Source organism: Pseudomonas sp. WMBT8 (assembly GCF_050916005.1).
Classification (GTDB): domain Bacteria; phylum Pseudomonadota; class Gammaproteobacteria; order Pseudomonadales; family Pseudomonadaceae; genus Aquipseudomonas.
Genome location: NZ_CP188096.1, coordinates 3837637 through 3858386, shown reverse-complemented (window position 1 = coordinate 3858386; position 20750 = coordinate 3837637). Strand labels below are relative to the sequence as shown.

Genomic DNA, 20750 nt, shown 5'->3' with positions numbered 1-20750 from the left:
TCGCCACGGGGCTTATCCAGAGGACACTGGAATGACACAGGCAATTGCATCGCCCGCGGTTCACGACCTGATCGGTATTGGTTTCGGTCCCTCGAACCTGGCGCTGGCCATCGCCCTGCAAGAGCGCGAGAAAGCCCAGGGTAAGCTCGATGTGCTGTTTCTCGACAAGCAGGCCGACTACCGCTGGCACGGCAATACCCTGGTGAGCCAGAGCGAGCTGCAGATTTCCTTCCTCAAGGACCTGGTGACCCTGCGCAACCCCACCAGCCCGTACTCTTTCGTCAATTACCTGAAGGCCCACGGGCGCCTGGTGGACTTTATCAACCTGGGCACCTTCTACCCGTGCCGCATGGAGTACAACGACTACCTGCGCTGGGTCGCCGGGCAATTTACCGAGCAAAGCCGCTATGGCGAGGAAGTGCTGGCCATCGAGCCGATCCTGCATCAGCAGCAGGTCGAGGCGCTGCGGGTGATCTCCCGCGATGCCCATGGCGAGCAACTGGTGCGCACCGCACGTTCGGTGGTGGTCAGCGCCGGTGGCACGCCACGGATTCCCGAGGCGTTCAAGGCGCTCAAGGATGACGGGCGGGTGTTCCACCATTCCCAGTACCTGGCGCGCATGGCCCAGCAGCCGTGTGTCGAGGGCAAGCCGATGCGCATTGCAATCATCGGCGGTGGGCAGAGCGCGGCCGAAGCGTTTATCGACCTGAACGACAGCTTCCCCTCGGTGCAGGTGGACATCATCCTGCGCGGCTCGGCCCTCAAGCCTGCCGATGACAGCCCGTTCGTCAACGAAGTGTTCTCCCCGGAGTTCACCGACCTGGTGTTCCAGCAGCCCAGCAGCGAGCGCGAACGCCTGGTCAACGAGTACCACAACACCAACTATTCGGTGGTGGACCTGGACCTGATCGAGCGCATCTACGGGATTTTCTACCGGCAGAAAGTCTCCGGCATCGCCCGCCACGCATTCCGCACCCTGACCACCGTGGAAAAAGCCAGCGCCGGGCCCTTGGGCATCGAGTTGCTGGTACGTCACAACGCCACCGGTGAGACCGTGATCAACCACTACGATGCGGTGGTCCTGGCCACAGGTTATGAACGGCAGATGCATCGCCAGTTGCTGGCGCCGCTGGAGGCCTATATGGGTGACTTTGAAGTCAGCCGCGATTACCGCGTGGTCACCGACGAGCGCTGCAAGGCGGGCATCTACATGCAGGGTTTCAGCCAGGCCAGCCATGGCTTGAGCGATACGTTGCTGTCGATCCTGCCGATTCGCGCCGATGAGATTGCTGCCTCGCTGCACGAGCATGACCGCAGCCTGGGCCAGGCGCGCTCGGTGCGTGATGTGCTGCTGGCCACCGCGAGCTGACAGCGTTGCAGATCGTTCCCGCGCCCGCGGGAGCGATGCCTGGCTGAACCCTGGCTGAAGAACCCGGCGATTCGCCGCACTGTCACTTTCCTCCCGCAGACTGCGGGCGTAAGCTGCGCCGGTTTTCAACCATAGCGCAGACCTTCGTGAACAGACTTTCGAGTGACAGTTGTCGACCAGGCTTGGCCAGCTGACGCGCATCCCCGTGCCGTTGCCTCGCCGATAAAGCGAGAAGCGGTCTTTGGGTAGCGAACCGTCCGGTTCCTGCCTGATCCCCCTTTTTTCGACGCTGATTCTGCGGGCAATCAAAGGGAGATTCATCATGCAAGCCCTCAACAATATCAATCTGGATTCCCTGATCGACACCGTGGTCAGCCTCAGCGCGGCTTTCATCCTGGGTGGGCTGATCGGCTTTGAGCGCCAGTTTCGCCAGCGCACGGCGGGGCTGCGCACCAACGTGCTGGTGGCGGTGGGGGCGGCGATCTTTGTCGACATGGCCAACCGCCTGGCCGGGGCCGAAGGGGCGGTGCGGGTGGTGGCGTATGTGGTGTCCGGGATTGGCTTTCTCGGCGCCGGGGTGATCATGCGCGAGGAGGGCAATGTACGCGGGCTCAATACGGCGGCCACGCTGTGGACTTCCGCCGCCGTGGGCGCCTGCGCCGGCGCCGACCTGATCCTCGAGGCGTTCCTGGGTACCTGTTTTGTGCTGGCGGCCAACACCTTGCTGCGGCCGATCGTCAATAACATCAACCGCCAGCCTTTGGATGTGGTGTCGGCGGAGGTCACCAATATCCTCTACGTGATCGCCCGGCGCGCCCAGCAGCAGGCGGTGATGGCCTTGCTCGAATCGGAACTGGCGCGCTGCAACTACCCGGCCAGTGATGTCGACGTACGGCCATTTGGCACTGAGGAGGTGGAAATCGAGGCGACGCTGGCGGCCAACTCGGTCGACGGTGACGAACTGGACGCCCTGGTGGCGCGGATCTCGCAGTCGACCCTTGTGGTGCAGGCCTTCTGGAGCCCCAGCACCACCGACTGAAGCAAACCCTGCATCCCCCAAAAAGCCGCCTCCTGTCATAGGGGGCGGCTTTTTTTATTGAATTTGACTACGCTTTTGGAAGGATTAATCCTACAAGTGCGCCGGATTTTCCCTTCGGGCGAAACATCATTCCGTTGTTAATGTTGCGCCGTTGCACCTAACCAAATTCCGTTGAAACGTTCTGTGTAGACAGTGCCGCTGGTCGGAACTGGTATTTCTCACAGGTACAGGGGTTTCGTGTGATGTGTAAGGGTGTTGGCGCCCCTGAAATGAGTGGTCGCCAATGAAGCAACTAAACAATCGTGGTGTCTTCCCAGGGAGCCGCATGAGCAAAGCGCTAATCGTGGATGATCATCCGTTCATTCGTTCTACCGTCAAATACCTGTTGCGCCAGGAGGGCTTCGAGAAGATTTTCGAAGCTGCCAACGGTGCCGACGCCTTACAGATTGCCAGGGAGGAGCGACCGGACCTGGTCATCCTCGACCTGGCCATGCCCAAGTTGGGCGGGCTGGAGGTCATCAGCCGGATCAAGGCATTGGGCCTGCCCTGTAAAATCCTGGTGCTGACCTCCTATCTGGCAGTGTTCTTTTCCACTCGTTGCATGCGCGCCGGGGCGATGGGCTTTGTCGCGAAAACCGGTGAACTCGATGAGCTGCAAAAAGCCATCAAGGCCGTCATGTCCAACTACAGCTGCTTCCCCAGCCTGCCCACCAGTTCGGTGCGCAAAGACGACTTGCAAACCACTGAACAGCAACTGGTAGAGGCACTTTCCGACCGCGAACTGATGGTGCTGCAAAAGCTCGCCCTGGGCCTGGGGAACAATGAAATCGCCAAGGACATGCTGTTGAGTCACAAGACCATCAGCACCTATAAAACCCGGTTGAAGGAGAAACTGCGCATGTCTTCGGTGGTGCATTTATCCAAGTTCGCCCAGCGCAATCATCTGATCTGAAATGTCGACCTCTCTGGGCAAGTGGCTCGCCGTACTCTGGCTGGCGGGCCTGTCACTCACCGTCAACGTGGCTCTGGGCGAGCCACAGGCTTTGCATCTGTTGGGGCATTCGAGCCTGGAAGCGCCGCAGGTGAACCTCAATGAGGCGGACTGGCGCTGGTTGCGCCAGCGCCGCACGTTGGTGATGGGGGTTTCCGCTCCCGACTACGCGCCCTTTGATCTGACGAATAACAACGACGAACTGGAGGGGATTACCGCCGATTATGCGGCGTTGATCGCCCTGGCCCTCAACGTCAAGGTCCAGGTGCAGCGCTATGAGCACCGCGACGAAGCCATCGCCGCCCTCAAGCACGCGGAGGTGGACTTTGTAGGCACGGCCAACGGCTACGAGGCGGCGGACGGCCAGTTGAAGCTGTCGCGCTCCTACGCCAATGACCAGCCGATCCTGGTGACGCGGGTGGGCGATAGCCAGTCGCTGACGGCCGACCTGGACGGCAAGCGCCTGTCCATGCTTTATCACTACATGCAGCCCGGTGCAGTCGCGGCCTTCTACCCCAATGCTTCATTGCATATCTATCCGTCGGCCTTCGAGGCGATTGGCGCAGTGGCCTTTGGCCAGGCGGACGTCTACCTGGGCGATGCAATCAGCACCAACTATCTGATCAATAAAAATCATCTCAATAACGTGCGCATGGCGGACTTTTCCAGCCTGGAGGTCAACCCCTTTGCGTTCGCGCTCGCCGGCGACAATGAGCGGCTGCTGCGTATTGTCAATGCGGTGCTGGAGGTGATCCCCGCCAATGAGCAGATGGAGATCCTGCGCCGCTGGAGCGCCGGTAACCTGGGGGTGGTCGGCCGCGAACGCCTGCGCCTGAGCGCCAGTGAGCAACGCTGGCTGGACAAGCACCCACGGGTCAGGGTCACGGCGCTCGACAAATTCCTGCCGCTGTCATTTTTCAACGACCGTGGGCAGTTCCAGGGCTTGAGTGCCGAGGTACTGGCGCAGGTCAGCTTGCGCACCGGCTTGAAGTTCGACGTGATACGCGGCGGTTCGCTGCCGCGCCAAGTCGAGCAGGTCAGCGAGGGCGACGCGGACATGATCGCGCTGATTACCCCAAGCATGTCCCGGGAGGACAAGATCCGCTTTACCCGGCCTTACCTGAGCAACCCGTTCGTGCTGGTCACCCGCGACGATGAGCGCAGCCCGATCACCATGGAAGATATGACAGGTAAGCGCCTGGCGGTGATTCGCAGCAGCGTACAGCGGGAAATCATCAGCCGGGAATACCCCCAAATCATCCTGGTAGACGTCGACGGCCCCGCCGAGGCCATGGCCCTGGTGGCCAGTGCCGGGGTCGATGCGTCGGTCAATGCGCTGATGATTGCGCGTTACATGATTGCCCATAAATACCGTGATCGCCTGCGTATCACCAGTACCGTGGGCGCGCAGCCAGCGCGTATCGCCTTTGGCGTGGGGCGCGGCCAGTTGGAGCTGTATTCGATCCTGGAAAAGGCGCTGCTGAGCATCTCTCCCCAGGAAATGGACGAGTTGACCAACCACTGGCGCAGCGAAGTGGTGATCGACGACAGTTACTGGCTGCGCCACCGCGACACGATTATCCAGGGGTTTGCGCTGGCCGCGCTGCTGTTGGCGCTCACCCTGGGTTGGGCCATTTACCTGCGCAGCCTGATACGCAAGCGCGGCCAGGCCGAGCGCGCGCTGAGCGACCAGATGCGCTTTATGAGCGTGCTGATCGACGGCACGCCGCACCCGATCTATGTGCGCGACCGCATGGGCCGGTTGATGGCGTGCAACAGCGCCTACCTGAATGTATTCGGCTTTTGCCTTGAAGATGTGATCGGCAAGACCGTGGTCGAGACCGACACCGGCAACCAGCCCCAGTCCCAGTCCTACCATGAAGACTACTTGCGCCTGATGGAGCGCGGCGAGCCGCAGATTCACGACCGTGTCCTCAAGGTGCCTGGGGGCGCGACCCTGACCATTTACCACTGGATGCTGCCGTACCGCGACGGTGACGAGAAGGTCGTGGGCATGATTGCCGGCTGGGTCGATGTCAGTGAACGCCAGCGCTTGCTGGGGCAATTGCAGGAGGCCAAGGAGGGTGCCGACGCTGCCAACCGGGCCAAGACCACGTTCCTGGCGACCATGAGCCATGAAATCCGCACGCCGATGAACGCGGTGATCGGCATGATCGAGCTGGCGTTGAAAAATGCCGAGCAGGGGCGGATCGACCATGATGCCCTGGCCGTGGCCTCCGACGCTTCGCGGGGCATGCTGGAATTGATCGGCGATATTCTCGACATTGCGCGCATCGAGTCCGGCCACCTGTCCCTGGCCCTGGAGCCATCGAACCTGCGTGAGTTGCTGACCTCGGTGGCGCGCATCTTCGAAGGGCTGGCGCGGACCAAGGGCCTGGTGTTGCAGGTGGCACTGGACCCGCTGCTTGACCGGCATGTACTGATCGATCCGCTGCGCTTCAAGCAGGTGGTTTCCAACCTGTTGAGCAACGCCATCAAGTTCACCGCCCAGGGCCATGTGCGCTTGAGCTGCAGTGGCTCGCCTGCGGTTGCCAATGGTTATCTGAGCCTGCGGCTGGTGGTGGAAGACACGGGGGTAGGCATCAGCGTCGAGGACCAGATGCGCCTGTTCAACCCGTTTGTCCAGGGGCGCAATACCGACCAGTCGGCGCGCAGTGGCTCTGGCCTGGGGCTGGTGATCAGCCGCAGCCTGTGTGAAATGATGGGTGGCCAACTGAAGTTGAGCAGTGTGCTGGGGCAGGGTACTCGCGTGGAGGTCACGTTGGCCCTGGCCGTGGCGTCTGCTGCCGCGGCCCATCACGAGCCGGCCGCTCTGGATGCTCCGCCGGCCCATAGGTTGAATATCCTGGTGGTGGATGACTACCCGGCCAATCGCCAATTGCTGACCCGCCAACTGAGCTTCCTGGGGCACCGCATCACTACGGCCGAAGATGGTGTGCAGGGCCTGGAGTACTGGCGGGCCGAGCGCTTCGATGGGGTGATCACCGATTGTAATATGCCACTGAAAAACGGCTATGACCTGGCGCGGGAAATTCGTGCCGACGAGCGTGCCCGTGGCCTGGCGCCTTGCCTGTTGCTGGGGTTTACCGCCAATGCCCAGCCCGAGGAAACCGAGCGTTGCCTGGCGGCGGGGATGGACGGTTGCCTGTTCAAGCCGACTGGCCTCGACGACCTGCATGCGGCGCTGGCTTCGCGTACGGCCCTGCCTTCGGTCAACGAGCCGCAGGCGGCCGAGGCGATCCAGACGATCGATCTGGGCCGCTTGCTGAAGTTGACCGGTGGCGATATGGACGCGATCAGGGAACTGTTGGGGCCGCTGCTCGACAGCCTCGCCGAAGACCGCACGCAACTGCCGGCCTTGCTGCAACAAAACCACTACGCACAGTTGCATGACCTGGCCCACCGGACCAAGGGCGGGGCGCGCCTGGTTGAGGCGCAGGCGTTGGTGAGCGCCTGTGAGGCCCTGGAAGCCGCCTGTGAACAGCGTGATCGGGAGGCGTTGGCCTTGGCGGTGGCTGGCGTGCAAGCAGCCATTGATCAGTTGCATCAGGCCCTGGCGGACTATTGCAACCGGGCATAAGAGTAGGAACTGCGAGAGTGTTTAGGAGAACTCCTACGTGCAGAGGGAACTACGCTGATTTTGCTATCGAAATATGTCTGAAAAAGTAGGCCGCTCCTTCAAACCACGAGCGCTGCCTGCTCAGGGACCTGCCATGCCCACCAAAGCACTGACCATCCTGATCGCTGATGAACAGCACCTGCAACGCTTGCACCTCGAGAAAATGCTCAACCAACTGGGTTACTACCGGATCGTCCCGGTGCAGACCTTCGATGAAGTGCTGATCCTGACCGATATTCCAGCCGAGCCATTCGATGTGCTGATTATCCATGCGGGCCTGGCCGCCAGCGCGGGTGACGCACTGGCGTTCCAGCAGGTGCGCCATGTGCTGGTCTATGACGACCAGCACAGCGGGGCGCCGGCCTCCCAGGCGATGATGCGTTTGCCGGGGTCGCCCGACAGCCTCACCCTGGAGCACTTCATGGGCATCATCGACCCGCCGTCACCGGCCAGCGGCTTGCGGGTCTTGCCGTGGCTGCGGGAGTTGGCGCGCAGCCCGGCGGTTTAGCTCAGTCCCACTGCGGCGCTATGCCCTTGGGGCTGGTCAGGCGCTGACCGCGCTCAAGGCCTGCGATCTGCGCCATATCGGCTTCGCTCAAGGTCAGTTGCACGGCCTTGAGGTTGCTCTGCAGGTTGGCGCGTTGGGTCGAGGACGGAATCACCGCGTATCCCAGTTGCATGGCCCAGGCCAGGGCCACCTGTGCCGGTGTGGCCTGGTTACGCTCGGCAATCGCCTGGATCACCGGGTCTTTGAGCACCTCGCCGTAGGCCAGGGTCATGTACGAGGTAATCTGGATGCCGTGGCGCGTGGCGAAATCCACCACCTTGCGGTTTTGCAGGTACGGGTGCAGCTCGATCTGGTTGGTGGCGATATTCTCGGCGCCGACGGCGGCGATGGCTTGTTCCATCAGTGCCACGGTGAAGTTGGAAATGCCGATCTGCCGGGTCAGGCCCTGGCGCTTGGCTTCGAGCAACTGCCCCATGAACTGGGCGACGGGCACCTGGTTTTCCGGCGACGGCCAATGGATCAGGGTCAGGTCCAGGTAGTCGGTCTTGAGCTTGCGCAGGCTTTCCTTGAGGCTGGGGATCAACTGGCCTTCGGCAAAATTGGCGATCCAGATCTTGCTGGTGATGAACAGCTCATCGCGGGGGATACCGCTGTCAGCGATAGCCTGGCCGACCTCGGCTTCGTTCTCGTAGATCTGCGCGGTATCGATGACCCGGTAGCCCAGGTCCAGGCCAGTGCTGACGGAATCGATGACCACCTGGCCTTGCAGGCGGAAAGTGCCAAGGCCGAATGCGGGAATAGACATGAGTGACTCCTGTGGTGGCGTGAACAATGGCCTCGAGTATCTGCCCCGGGCCCCCGCGGAAACACCCACGATTGTTCAAATGACTCTTGACCACAAGTCACGAGTCGCCGGCAAGCCCGCTCCTACAGGGTGTTGAGCTGGCGCGCCAGGTCCAGCACCACTTTGCCGCTGCCGACAGTGGGCACCAGGTGGGTAAACGGGATATCGATCATGCGGTTTTCCCGCACCGCCCGCAGGCGCGACAGCACCGGGTCGCGGGTCAGCAACTGGCGTTTACGGCTGGCCGGGGACCATACGGCATCGGCCAGCAGGATCACATCCGGGTCGCTCATCAATAACGTCTCACTGCTGACCGTGACCCGGTATTGATTGATCCCGGCCAACAGGTTGCGCGCGCCGGCGGCGGCCAGCAGGGCAGTGACGAAACCTTGCTGTCCTTCGCTGTCCAGGCCGTTGACTTCACTGTCGAGGTAAAACACCGACAAGGGTGTTGCCGGCTTGGCCAGTGCCCGGGCGCTGGCCAGGTCGGCGTCCAGGGCGGCAATCAGCTCGCGGGCGCGCTGCGGCTTATGCAGCAGGTTGCCCAGGGTTTGCAGGTCTGTGCGGATATGCCCGAAATAATCCAGGGAGTGCCCGGCACAGGCCGATTCCAGCAGATACGAAGCCACGCCATTGCCCGCCAGCCCGGTGCGCGAGGTGATGCCGTCGCCAAAAGCCGTGGCAAACCCGCCCACCACCAGGTCCGGCCTCTGCCCATACAGCACCTCGCTGGCCGGGTAGCGCGGGGCAATCACCGGCACCCCCAAATACTTGCCCTGCTTATGCGCGGCGCCGTTGTCATCCAGGTACGCCACGCCCACCAGCGCCGGGCCGGCGTCCAGGGCCAGCAGCATATCGGCAGCGTGTTGGTTGAGGGCGACAATCCGCGCCGGCGGTGCATGGGGCAGTTGCCAATCCTGCTGGCAGTTGCGGTAGTCGTGCGCAATGGCCGAGGCACTGCACAACAGGGCGATGGCAACGCCTGCCAAACGTTTCATGGATGCTCCCGGATCAACAGTTCCTCGACCACCTCGCCGCCCACCAGGTGCACATCCACCAGGCGCACGGCATCGGCCTTGCTGTGCACTCCATACCAGCAGCGCTGCGGGTACACCGTGAGCACTGGCCCCAGGTTGCAGGGGAACTGGCAATGGGTGCGCGTCAGCAGCACACCGCCAGGCACTTCGATGTGCTGGTGCTCCAAAAGGCGCCGGCGCAGGGTTTTCCACAGTTGCAGGGCGCCACGCTGGGTGCAGCGCGGGCCGGTGCACAGCAGCACATGGTGGGCATGCTCGGGGATACGGGACCAGTCGGGGTGGGTGTCCACCCCGTCGATTTGCGTGATTTCAGTCATCAGAAGCGATACGTGTAACGCACCTCCGTGGTGAACGGCCGGCCCAGGTTGTCGACATTGCTGGAGCGGCTGGTGACGTAGTCGCGGTCGAACAGGTTTTCTACCAGCAGGCTCACGCGGTGTTGATGGGCAGGGTCGAGGTAGCGATAGGCGTCGGCGTCCACCACCGAATAGTGGCCGTATTCGACTCTTTTCGAGCTGATCACATCGTGGATATAGCGGATCGCCGCGCCGGCGCCCCACAGGCGGTTCTGCGACTCGAAACCCACCCGCGAGCGGGCAAAGAAGCTCGGCACGTCATTGAGGGTGACCCCGGCGCGCGATTCGGTCAGGTTGCGGGTCATGTCCGCCTGCAAGCTCCACTGGTCGTTGAGCGCCAGCTTGGCGTCGGCCTCGAAACCGCGCACCTGGATCTGCCCCTGGACGTTGACCCAGTGGCTATCGTCGAGGGTGATCAGGTCGGTGATCTTGCGCTTGAACAGGGTCACGCTGGCGCTGAATTCACGGTCGGCCAGCAGGCCCTTGTAGTCCAGGCCCAGCTCGGCGTTACGGCTTCTTTCCGGCTTGAGGTTGCGGTTGCCCAGCTCGTCGCCGGGTTCATTGACGAACAATTGCTCGGCATTCGGCAGCTTGTAGGCCGTGCCGTACTGGCCGCGCAGGGCCCAGTTGGGGTTGAGGTCGTAGAGCGAGGTGAGCATGCCGACGGTGGCACTGTCGCCGCCGCTCATGGTTTCGTGGCGCACGCCGATGCTCGGATGCCAGTCGGGCAGGGCGTCGATCTGCGGGCGCAGCTGGGTGTACAGGGCGTGGGCCTGGGCCTTGTTGTTGTCGATCACCAGCACGTCGTCCTGGCCCTTGAACCACTGGTTGTCCGAGCCGAACACCAGCACATGGCCGCCCGTAAGCTCAGCCTTGCCTTCGGCCTGCACGCCCCAGTCGGTAAAGCCCCAGTAGTCATTGTGGTTGCGCACCACGGTGCCGCCGTCGGCGGTGTTGTTGACCCTTGAGTAGCGAGTGTCCCAGTCGTTGATATGGCCCTTGAGGAAGTAACTCAGCCGCTCGTTGATGTTTTGCTCGAAGGTCGCTGTGGCAATCTGCTGCACACGGTCGTTGGTGGTCTTGCGGTTGTTGGTGGCGCCGGCAAAGTCCAGGTTGGCGTCGGAGTACTGGTAAAACAGTTCCAGGCGCGAGTCATCGCTAAAAGACTGGATGGCCTTCGCGCCGAGGGTGGTGACTTCGTAGGAGCGTTTCTTGTCGGTGACGTTGCTCATGTCGCGGTTGCGAAAGGGCTGGTAGCCCTCGGACACGTTATGGCTGACATAGGCCAGCAGGCCGAGGTCGCCCAGGCCATTGGTGAAAATCCGCTCGGCCCGGGCATCACCCGTGGTGCCGCCAAAGGTATCGACGCCCAGGTTGGTTTCGCCGGACACCTCACGGGTCTGCGGGGTGCGCGTGACGATATTGATCACGCCCGCCACGGCCTGGGTGCCGAACAACAGGCTCTGGCCACCCTTGAGCACTTCGATGCGCTCCACGGCGTTGGCCGGCAGGGTGTCCAGGTACAGGCCCCCGTACAGGCGGTTGTTCAGGCGTACGCCGTCGAGCAGGATCAGCGTGTCGTCGTTGCGCCCGCCCAGCAGGGAATAGGTGCCGTAGTCGAACGGGCCGTTTTTCGGCGCGACGTAGAAACCGGGGATAAACATCTGCATCGCCCGCGTGATATCGGCGCTGGGGCCGGCGCGTTCGATCTGGGCGCGGGTGACGATCTCGACCTTGCTGCCGTATTGGGCCATGTCGGCCACGGTGGTGGACTCCACCGACGGTGCCAGAATGGTCTGCGGCTTGAGTTCCAGGGCGCTGTTGTCAGCCAGTAGCAGGGGGCTGAACAGGCAACCCAACAGCAGGGTTGGGCCAGAAGTGACGTAACGTTGAAAAATCATAGTCTTCTCGAAAGTATCTTCGCAGAAGCACGCAGGAGAAAGTATCGAGCACACGCCAATACCGGCCCATGCCCGCCCACCGCAGGATTTTGCCAAACACACATTCCAGGCCGGTCTCCGGGCTCTCGCGTATCGAACCCTTCACCTTCCCATGGCGCTCTGGCCACAGTGGTGTGTCGAAGGGGTCACGCGAATACCGTTGCGGGGGCAGCACCGGACTTGCTCGAACGAGCGTACCGGTTTCCCGTTTCACCTCATGCACGGCGGCATGCGGCACCTGAAACAGGGCCGCATCTGAACATTCGCCGGACCGTTCGTCAATGTGCCGAACCGATTGCGCCGCGCCGCGTGCTTGCCTGGGCTCAGCGATTGGCCGCGCGAGGCGGGTAGTGGACGGGGTAGTAGGAGAACAGCAGGTACTCCAGCGGGTTACGGATCATGGAGATGTCCGTACGATCCTTGACGGTTTCCACGCTGTCGTACTGCGCATAGGTGTCGCTCACCAGTTTGGGCCCGTCGTGCGGCCCGTGCATCTGGATGCCGGTCTTGAACTCGGCAGTCACCAGTTCGGGGCTGGGAGTTACGGTCACCGTGCCGACAAAGGCCTTTACCGGTTTGTTGATCAAGCGCTGGAACTGGGCGGCAAAGGAGTTTTCGGCGCCATTGCCGGAGTAGCACACCAGCAGGCGCACGTTGTCGAACTGGCTGGGGTCGATGCCTTTGGCCAGCAGGTGGGCGTGCAGTTGTTCGGGGGTGTGTTCGGCGCCGTCATAGAGGATGGTTGAGCTGGCGCCGGTCAGGCGCTCGGTGACGCTCAGGTCGCGGCCATGGGCGTTGATATTGAGCCGGGGTTTGCCTTTGTATTGGTCTTCAAAGGTAAAGAGGTTGCCTTTGACCAGTTGCATCTTTTCCATCGTGCCCTTCATGACCTGCAGGCGCCGGACCTTCTGGCCATTGGGGGCCTCGACAATGCTGTTGCGGCTGGCGCTCACGGGGGCGCCGACTCGCCTGGCCGCAGGCCGCGCGGGCGTCTGGAGTAACAGCATTGCCAGGTTGACCAACAAGTCGGCCATGGCCGGGGCTTTGTTGCCGGTATCGTCGTCGGCCAGGGTCTGTAGGTCACTGAGAATGCCCTGGAACTGCAACGCCACGCCGATGGCCGCGCCCGGCCCGCGCAGTGCGGGCAGCACGGCGTTGAGCAGCAGATAACCGCCCTCTTTGAGCGTGGCCCAGCGGCTTTCGTCATCGGAGACCGACTGTTGTTCGGCAATGCTGGTCAGGCCCAAGGCATTGGCGTCGTACAGGTGGTTCATCAGTTGCCCGGTTTGCAGCTTCTCTTTGAGTGTATTGGCCGCCTCGTAACCGCCGGCGGCCAGCTTGGGCTCGGCAGGCACGGTCTCACCGTCGCCCACGCCAAATATGCTGGTGGTCTGGAGGCTGGGCTCCTTGAAACTCCAGGCCTTGTAGTACGCCCGGGTCGCGTCATCGGGCAACCAGGCCAGGATGTCTTTTTGCAGGCGGCCTGGTTGCTGGATGGCTTGGAGCAATGCCTGGCGCGTCGGAAATTGCAGCAGCGGGGCATCGGCGATCAGCGGGCGGTAGAGGATATGCGGGCCCTTGGCACTGTCCTCGGGTTCGATCAGGTACATATTGTCGACCACATCGGGGCTCTTGCCGGGGCCCGGCACGAATGCCAGTGGGCGGATTACGATCTCCTGGCCGTCGACGCGCTTGGTGCCGGGGGCGGGGTCGAGGATGGCCTGGATGTAGCTCAAGCCAGTGGTATCGACACCGGATTGTTTGTTGACGGCCAACTCCAGGGCCTTTATTTGCAGCTCTACTGGCACTTGCTCGGCAAACAGGGCCAGGCGTTCGGCCTTTTTGGTGCGCTCGTCTTGCAGTTCACGTTTGAGCAACAGCGGGTACTTCTTGCCGACGTCGGCGTCCTCGATCAGCTTCTGCAGGACACCATCCTTTTCAAGTTCGGTGACGCGGGTGTTGCCCGGCTTGAGGTAGACCTCCACGTCTCGACTGGGCAGGCCCGAGAGGTTGCGCAGCAGGGCGTCGGTGAGGCTCATGGACTCGCGATGAATGCCGCCGCTGATCACACCACCGGGCGAGGTGCCGCCCACCGCAACCTTGAACACCACCTGCAGATCCTTGGCGGGATGGTTCACCGCCTTGAGGTTATCGAAAGTCTGTTCGGCAAAGGGGCGGATATCGGGAATGTCGCTGTTGTAGGTGCGGCCCTTGTTGCGCTGGTGGATGCTTGCCAACTGCAGGCTCAGGTCATGCAACACAAAACGTTCGGCCTCGCTGGCGTTGTTGACCCAGCCCGGCATTTTGCGTGTGGGCCGCTCGCCCGCCACCGCGCCGTAGGCCGGGCTGCTGCTGAGCACGTCACCCAGGCCCTGTTCGATGAGGGTCTGTGCCTGGGCGACGAACGGATCTGCGTCGATTTTCTTCAAGGTGTTCAGGCGCCCCGTGCCTGGGGCTTGTTGGCTGAGGTGTTGCGCCCGGGCGGCGTCGAACGCGGCGTAGGAGTCATAGGGGGTGACGGTGCCGTTTGGCGCGCACAGCAACAGGATCAAACGCTCGCCGATATGGCGTTGCACCAGTAGGTTGGGGGAGGCGGTTTCGCTGGCGTCCGGGTGTTGCCGTGTAACGCTGCCAAGGGCAAATACGGTGATGTCACTGTTGGCGGCGGGAGGTGGGCGTGTCACCAGTTGGTCCAGGGTTTCGCGTTGCGCGTCATCCAGCCCCGGCTGTTTGAGCCCGGCCAGGCGCAGATTGTTGCGCAACAACTCACTGACCAGCGCCTGCCGATCGCCGGCGAAGGGCCCGGCCGCGGTGCTGAACGCCGGTTGTGCCCAGTAGCTGCGCAGGTCGCTGGCCATGGCCTCGCTCAACTGCGCGGGCAGCGCGTGCAGGGCGGCTTCAACGGCTTTCAGATTGATCGGCAGGGGCGTGTCGGGGGTGTTGCCCGTATGGGCGAGCAGGTCCGGGCGGGTGTCGACCAACTTGCTGTTGTCGGGAAAGCTCGGCGCGTCCTCGCCGCTCAGGTAGTTCAAGGCCACGGCCGTGAGGGAGCTGCGCCGGAAGTGCCCCGGGTTGGCCGGGTCGGGCTCGGCGTAAGCGATCTGGTTGATATCGAAGTCCAGGCCGGGAGAGACCTTCTGAATGGCCTCGGTGAGCAGTCGTTGCACAACCGAACGCACATCGGGTTGGCCGTCAAATTGGCGGCGAACGGTCTCGGTTGTCGGGTTGAGGGCCTTGGCAGGTGCCTGGTCGAGGCGTTCAATCGCAAGGCGCCGTTTTTGCTGGAGGGCGCGTGTGGGGGCAGTGTCCGTGGGGCTACTTGCGCTTAACGCCGGGAAACCACTGCGGTTGAGTACCGCGCAGCGCTTGAGGGTTTCCAGCAATGTGCCGTCTGCGGGTGTTTCACCATAGAAGTTCAAGATGTCCTGGAAACGGACCGCGTTGTAGTGCGGGTGACGGACCCTGTCTGTCGACCCTGCGGCCAGGTTCCGGGCCTGCGCGACGATGTCGGCCGCGACGGCTGACCAGCCGGAGTCGTCGCTCAGGGTGAAGCGTTTTTCGAGCATCACCCCATTGGGATCGGTGACCTGGCAGACCAGATCGCCGGTTTGCGGGGCAATGCTGACACTGGGCAGGTCAAGTTTGTGCTGTTGCGCAAAGCGCAAAAAAGCCTCGGCGTTCAACGCCTGTTCGAACGCCTGGCGGGTTTGGCCCATCGTCGAGAACGTTGGCAGCCGGCCTATGCTCCCCCCGGATGTTCCGTGCCCAGGCAGCCGGGTTTCGGGGTGCCCGGAGCTCAGGTCGCTGCTGCACAGCCTGGCCAGAAACAGATCGCCTGCGCTGATTTTTTCCAATGAGCTCTGCTGGGGCAACGACGGGCTCTGATCGCGGGCCGCAACGGAGTCGATCGCATCCCGCTGCAGTTGCTTGGCGTGTTGGTGCTCGGGGCGGTTGTAGTGCGGCTGCTCAGAGCCTGGGTAAACCAGGGCGGCAAAGCCATGTTCGGTCTGTAGGCGGCCAATATAGGTGAGGGTGTCGGCCTTGGTATTGGCGAAGGAGTCCCCGTAGAAGTCGCTTACCACGTTGGATGACGCGCTGTGTTCACCGGCGTATTCAAACGACTGTGCAAGTGTCGGGGCCAGCACCCGCGCAGCCGCTAAAACGTCGGCGGATGCCTGGTCCCAGCCGCTGTCGTACGAGGTAAACGTGGCCGGTTTGTCGTTGACGGTGCAGTCCAGCCACCCCGACCTGGGGTTGAACGTAAAGCGTGAGGTGTCGATATGGTGTTCTTTGGCAAATGTCGCAAATGGCTCGCTATTCACGGCTTGAGTGAGGCGCGACCAGGCCTGGCCGAAGGTCGAGTCGGCGGGAATAGCGTCCACCTGCCTGGCGCTGGGGCTGTCTTGCCCGCCAGGCTCAAGGGAAATGACCCGGCTCATCAAGGTGGCGGCCAACAGGCACGCCAGGTCGCTATCGGCTTGCCTGACCAATGACCGGGCTTGTTGCTGGGCGTCGAGGCTGATAAACGGCACCCTTCCTAGGGGTGTCGCATCGCTGGGTTGCGCGGGTGCCGGTTGCACGCTTGGGTAGGTGCCCGCAGGGGCGAGGGCGGGGCGGGAGTCGGTCAGTCTCATGGGCAATCCTTGGACAATAGGGGAGGCTTTTTGGGTGGCGGTCGGGTGCCCGCGGTTCCGCCCGGAGCGCCAACCCATGCGATAGATAATGTGTCGCACCAACCGCTGTACTATGGTGAGGCCGCTTCGGCGGTCGACCCTTCCACTACCTTCAACCTCGCGGGATTCTGAATGCAGGCCACTCGCTTGACCCTGATCGCCCACGCCCCTACGTGCGCCCGTAAACCGGCACGTTTTGCCCTGGACGAGTCATTGCAAATGGACTGGCAGCAGGCACGCCTGTCCCAGGCGCAGCGCTTCAAGCGGGCACCGCGCCTGCTGTGTGGACCGGAGGCGCGAACCCGGCAAACTGCGGGGTTGTTCGGCGAGTCCGCGCAGGTTGAACAGGCGTTACGTGACTGTGATCTGGGGCGCTGGCAAGGCATGGCCATCGATGCGATTCAACACGCTGAACCCGAGGCCTTGCAGGCCTGGCTCACGGACAGCACGGCTGCGCCCCATGGCGGCGAGTCCGTGGCCCAGTTGTGCGAGCGAGTGGCGCAGTGGCTAGGCACCCTGGAACAGGCGCCGGGCCATGTGCTGGCGGTGACTCACCCCTTTGTGATCCGTGCTGCGTTGCTGCATGCGCTGCAATGCCCCCCGGCTATGTTCAATCGGATCGATGTGGAACCGCTCTCTAGCACTGAGCTGCGTTTCAATGGCATCTGGCGCCTGCGCCTGCAAACGCGCGAGACCTGAGCGGCGCGAACATGGCAAAATCCCCGCCCCGCACTGAGAACCCCGTCATGAAAAAAATCCTGATCATCGGCATTGGCGCCGGCAACCCCGACTACATCACGATGCAGGCGGTGAAGGCGCTTAACCGCACCGACGTGTTTTTCCTGATGGACAAGGGCCAGAGCAAGGACAAGCTGATCGACCTGCGACGGGAAATCTGCCAGACCTACATCGACGCCGGGCACGTCTACCGCTTTGTCGAAGCCGACTGCCCCGAGCGCGTGCGTGGCGAGATTGACTACACCACGGCCGTGCAGGATCTGAACCGCGACAAGCAACAGACGTTCGAGCGCATGATCAACCAGGAAATGGCCGACGGCGAAGTGGGCGCTTTCCTGGCCTGGGGCGATCCGGCGTTGTACGACAGCACCATCCGCATCCTGCAGGCGATCCTGGCCAGTGGCAGCAGTGAGTTTGAATTCGAGGTCATCCCCGGGATTACCAGCGTCCAGGCCTTGGCGGCCCAGCATAAGGTGGCGTTGAACCGCATTGGCCGGTCCATCGAGATCACCACCGGGCGCCGACTCGCGGCGGGGCAAGCCAGTGATGCCGATACGCTGGTGGTGATGCTTGACGCCGAGGACTCCTACCGTAGCGTCGCGGACCAGGAGATGGACATTTATTGGGGCGCGTACCTGGGCACCCCGGATGAAATCCTGATCAGCGGCAAGGTGGCCGAGGTGGCCGACGAAATCGAGCGCGTGCGCAAGGCGGCGCGCCAGGCCAATGGCTGGATCATGGATACCTACCTGCTGCGCAAGCCGTAGGGGGGAATGCAATAAACAAAGTGGGAGCGGGCTTGCCCGCGATGGCGGGGTGTCAGTCAGCCTATGTATTGGCTGATACACCGCGATCGCGGGCAAGCCCGCTCCCACATTGGATGTGTGGTGCTTAGGGGAATGTCACTTGCCGCTGGTAATCTGCCTGACCAGCAGGCCATGCCCCGCTACATCCTCGGCCCGGGAAATCGCCTGGATCACCAGCAATCGGTTGCCGGAGCCGGCAAGGAAGGTCGAGTTCAAGGTCTTGCCGCCGCCCATGCTGGCGGTGCCATCAATCTGGCGCAGGCCCACGCCCTTGATCAGCAGTTTCTTCTGCGCCAGTTTCTTGTAGTCCGGCAGGCTGGTGCCTACGTCCTTGAGGAAACCTTCAGCTGCGCTATCGAGAAACAGCGGTTCGTCGTCCTTCAGGTCGATACCGTCGTTGCGCAAGGTCTGGGCCACTACCACCACGCTTTTTGACGCCTGGTTGATGTACATCGTGCCATTGGCGCCCGCGGTGCCCTGGGCTTGTGCGCCGGCGGGCAGGGCGTCGGCCACGTAGCCCTTGGGCAGGGTGAAGGTGAACTTGCCGTCCAGGGTCGAGACGATCTGGAAGTCGTCCGGCGGCGCGGCGGCCGGCTTGGCAGCCGCGAACAGCGGGCTGGCGCCCAGGCTGACAGTCAGCGCCAGGGCCAGGCGGGCGGCGGTTTTGCTGAGGATGAGCATGAGGTCTTCCAATGGATGAACGAAATTGCGCTGTATTCTGTCAGAAAATTCGCAATATCGTTCAGATCCATCCTCAGACCTTTCCGGACTCTTCTTCGAGGCGGTCCATTTCAAACAACCGCGCCAGTTCCGCACGGGCTTCCTGGGCCGACTGCATCACCTTGGCCGCATCGTCGTACACCGCGTGCTGCGCTGTCAGCAGTTGCAGGTCGTGATGCTTGAAACGGTTGATCCGCGCATCGGCCTGGGCCTCACTCAGGCCCAGGCCGACCAGGGTGCGGCGGCTCATTTCCAGGCTGGAATAGAACGTTTCGCGCACCGGTGACGCGTCCAGGTCCACCAGGCGATGCACGTGCTGGCGGTTACGGGCGCGGGCGATGATTTTCATGTGCGGGTAGAGGTTGCGCACCAGTTCGGCGGTCTTGATGTTGATCTCTGGATCATCCATGGCGATCACGAAATACTCGGCCTGGTCGACCTTCGCCGCATGCAGGATTTCGGGTCGCTGGGGGTCGCCGTAGAACACCGGCATGCCGCCGAAACTGCGGGTCAGCTCGATGGTTTCGACCGAGGTGTCGAGGGCGATAAACGAGATGTTCTGCGCCCGCAGGATCCGCGCCACGATCTGCCCCATGCGGCCCATGCCGGCGATCACCACCCGTGGCGCATCGCTCTCGATGGCGCGGTATTCTTCCGGCACTTCCACCGGCTTGGCCTTGGCCCGAAACAGCTTCGGGCACAGCAGTAACAGCAGCGGAGTGAGGGCCATCGACAGGGTGATAGTCAACACCAGCACGTCGTACAGCTGCGGGGCGAACAGGCCCTGGTCGCGGCCGATCTTGAACACCACAAAGGCAAATTCACCGCCGGCCGCCAGCACTACGCCCAGGCGTACTGCGCTCTCGCGGTTGAGTTCGCCGACCATCTGCCCGACCGCGTACAGCAGCGGCAACTTGATGGCGATCAGCAGCAGGGTCAGCCCCAGCACCACAAAGGGCGTGCTGAACAACAGGCCGATATTGGCGCCCATGCCCACGCTGATAAAGAACAGCCCCAGCAACAGGCCCTTGAACGGCTCGATCTGCGATTCCAGCTCGTGGCGGTATTCCGAGTCGGCCAACAGCAGGCCGGCGAGGAACGCGCCCAGGGCCATGGACACGCCCACCAGTTCCATCAGCCAGGCGGTGCCAATCACCACCAGCAGCGCGGTGGCGGTGGACACTTCGCGCAGGCCGGTCTTGGCGACGATCCGAAACACCGGCCGCAACAGGTAGCGACCGCCGATGATCACCACGGCGATGCTGCCCAATACCTGCAAACCGTGGTTCAGGTCCTGGGCGGCGGTGGTGGTGTGGTCGCTGCCGGCCAGCAGCGGCACCATGGCGATCAGCGGGATCGCCGCGATGTCCTGGAACAACAGGATGGCAAACGCCAGGCGCCCGTGGGGGCTGTTCAGTTCCTTGCGTTCGGCCAGGCTTTGCAGACCGAAGGCGGTGGAAGACAGCGCCAGGCCCAGGCCCAGCACAATCGCGCTGTTCCACGACTGGCCAAACGCCCAGAGTGCCACGGCGCCCATCACCATGGCAGTCAACAGCACTTGCGCCAGGCCCACGCCAAACACGGCCTTGCGCATCACCCACAGGCGTTTGGGCGACAGCTCCAGGCCGATGATGAACAGCAACAACACCACCCCAAGCTCAGAGAACTGCGCGACGCTTTGCGGGTTGCCCACCAACCCCAGCACCGAGGGGCCGATGATCACACCGGCGAACAGATAGCCCAGCACCGCGCCCAGTTTCAGGTGCTTGGCCAGGGGTACGGTGAGCACCGCCGCTAGCAGGAACACCACGGCCGCTTGTAACAGGTTGCCTTCATGGGGCATCGCTTACTCCAGGATCGTTGAGGCGAATCGACAGGGCGCTATTAGAGCGCGCTTTTATGCGGTTGAATCTGAATTTTTGCCGAGGTAGGGCGCTGTACGCCGGCGCCTGTTGGATGTCGTCCAAATCCTACAAGGCACTTACGAAAGTATTAATACCATTTATTTCAATGACTTTAACGCGCGTCAGCTACGGTTCTGACAACAGGATTGTTGTCATCACGGTCAGGTAATTCGCTTTCGATGCGT

Annotated in this window: 14 protein-coding genes and 1 riboswitch; of the genes, 7 read left to right on the top strand and 7 right to left on the bottom strand. The window is 62.5% G+C overall.

Annotation, left to right across the window (positions count from 1 at the left end):
• Positions 1–31: 31 nt before the first annotated feature.
• From ACO77H_RS17570 to ACO77H_RS17550, 5 genes are all read left to right on the top strand, one after another.
• A complete protein-coding gene (locus ACO77H_RS17570) occupies positions 32–1369 on the top strand; it encodes a lysine N(6)-hydroxylase/L-ornithine N(5)-oxygenase family protein (RefSeq protein WP_169954758.1) in 1338 nt (445 codons plus the stop codon).
• A 322-nt stretch (positions 1370–1691) separates the two neighbouring features.
• Entirely contained in the window at positions 1692–2408 is a 717-nt protein-coding gene (locus ACO77H_RS17565) for an MgtC/SapB family protein (protein WP_170043722.1), read from the top strand.
• A gap of 325 nt (positions 2409–2733) precedes the next feature.
• Entirely contained in the window at positions 2734–3360 is a 627-nt protein-coding gene (locus tag ACO77H_RS17560) for a response regulator transcription factor (protein WP_169954756.1), read from the top strand.
• 1 nt (position 3361) lies between these two features.
• Entirely contained in the window at positions 3362–7000 is a 3639-nt protein-coding gene (locus tag ACO77H_RS17555) for a transporter substrate-binding domain-containing protein (RefSeq protein ID WP_432754365.1), read from the top strand.
• Between the two features lie 133 nt (positions 7001–7133).
• The gene (locus tag ACO77H_RS17550; protein ID WP_169954754.1) at positions 7134–7547 is read left to right on the top strand and encodes a chemotaxis protein CheY; all 414 of its coding nucleotides are present in this window, start codon (positions 7134–7136) and stop codon (positions 7545–7547) included.
• A 1-nt stretch (position 7548) separates the two neighbouring features.
• Here the strand turns inward: ACO77H_RS17550 and dkgB are convergent, their stop codons facing one another.
• The 5 genes from dkgB to ACO77H_RS17525 form a co-directional block, all read right to left on the bottom strand.
• Positions 7549–8352, bottom strand: coding sequence for a 2,5-didehydrogluconate reductase DkgB (dkgB, locus tag ACO77H_RS17545; RefSeq protein WP_169954753.1), 804 nt, complete (start codon positions 8350–8352; stop codon positions 7549–7551).
• A 122-nt stretch (positions 8353–8474) separates the two neighbouring features.
• The gene (locus ACO77H_RS17540; protein ID WP_432754364.1) at positions 8475–9389 is read right to left on the bottom strand and encodes an ABC transporter substrate-binding protein; all 915 of its coding nucleotides are present in this window, start codon (positions 9387–9389) and stop codon (positions 8475–8477) included.
• Complete coding sequence (locus ACO77H_RS17535; protein WP_169954751.1) at positions 9386–9745, bottom strand: (2Fe-2S) ferredoxin domain-containing protein; 360 nt, start codon at positions 9743–9745, stop codon at positions 9386–9388. The genes ACO77H_RS17540 and ACO77H_RS17535 overlap by 4 nt, the downstream gene beginning before the upstream one ends.
• Positions 9745–11685, bottom strand: coding sequence for a TonB-dependent receptor plug domain-containing protein (locus tag ACO77H_RS17530; RefSeq protein ID WP_432754363.1), 1941 nt, complete (start codon positions 11683–11685; stop codon positions 9745–9747). Before ACO77H_RS17530 ends, ACO77H_RS17535 begins: the two co-directional genes overlap by 1 nt.
• 91 nt (positions 11686–11776) lie before the next feature.
• Positions 11777–11981: riboswitch (cobalamin riboswitch) on the bottom strand.
• A gap of 66 nt (positions 11982–12047) precedes the next feature.
• Complete coding sequence (locus ACO77H_RS17525) at positions 12048–16358, bottom strand: dermonecrotic toxin domain-containing protein (protein ID WP_432754362.1); 4311 nt, start codon at positions 16356–16358, stop codon at positions 12048–12050.
• A 171-nt stretch (positions 16359–16529) separates the two neighbouring features.
• Between ACO77H_RS17525 and ACO77H_RS17520 the strand changes: the two genes are divergently transcribed.
• Positions 16530–17096: a histidine phosphatase family protein gene (locus ACO77H_RS17520; RefSeq protein WP_169954748.1), complete on the top strand. Its 567-nt coding sequence runs from the start codon at positions 16530–16532 to the stop codon at positions 17094–17096.
• Positions 17097–17143: 47 nt separating this feature from the next.
• Positions 17144–17902, top strand: a complete 759-nt coding sequence (gene cobF, locus ACO77H_RS17515) for a precorrin-6A synthase (deacetylating) (RefSeq protein WP_169954747.1) — start codon at positions 17144–17146, stop codon at positions 17900–17902.
• Positions 17903–18037: 135 nt separating this feature from the next.
• On the opposite strand, the gene ACO77H_RS17510 is transcribed toward cobF, so the two are convergent.
• Together ACO77H_RS17510 and ACO77H_RS17505 are read right to left on the bottom strand one after the other, a co-directional pair.
• Positions 18038–18622, bottom strand: a complete 585-nt coding sequence (locus ACO77H_RS17510) for a hypothetical protein (protein WP_432754361.1) — start codon at positions 18620–18622, stop codon at positions 18038–18040.
• Positions 18623–18695: 73 nt separating this feature from the next.
• Positions 18696–20504: a monovalent cation:proton antiporter-2 (CPA2) family protein gene (locus ACO77H_RS17505; protein WP_432754360.1), complete on the bottom strand. Its 1809-nt coding sequence runs from the start codon at positions 20502–20504 to the stop codon at positions 18696–18698.
• Between the last annotated feature and the right edge of the window lie 246 nt (positions 20505–20750).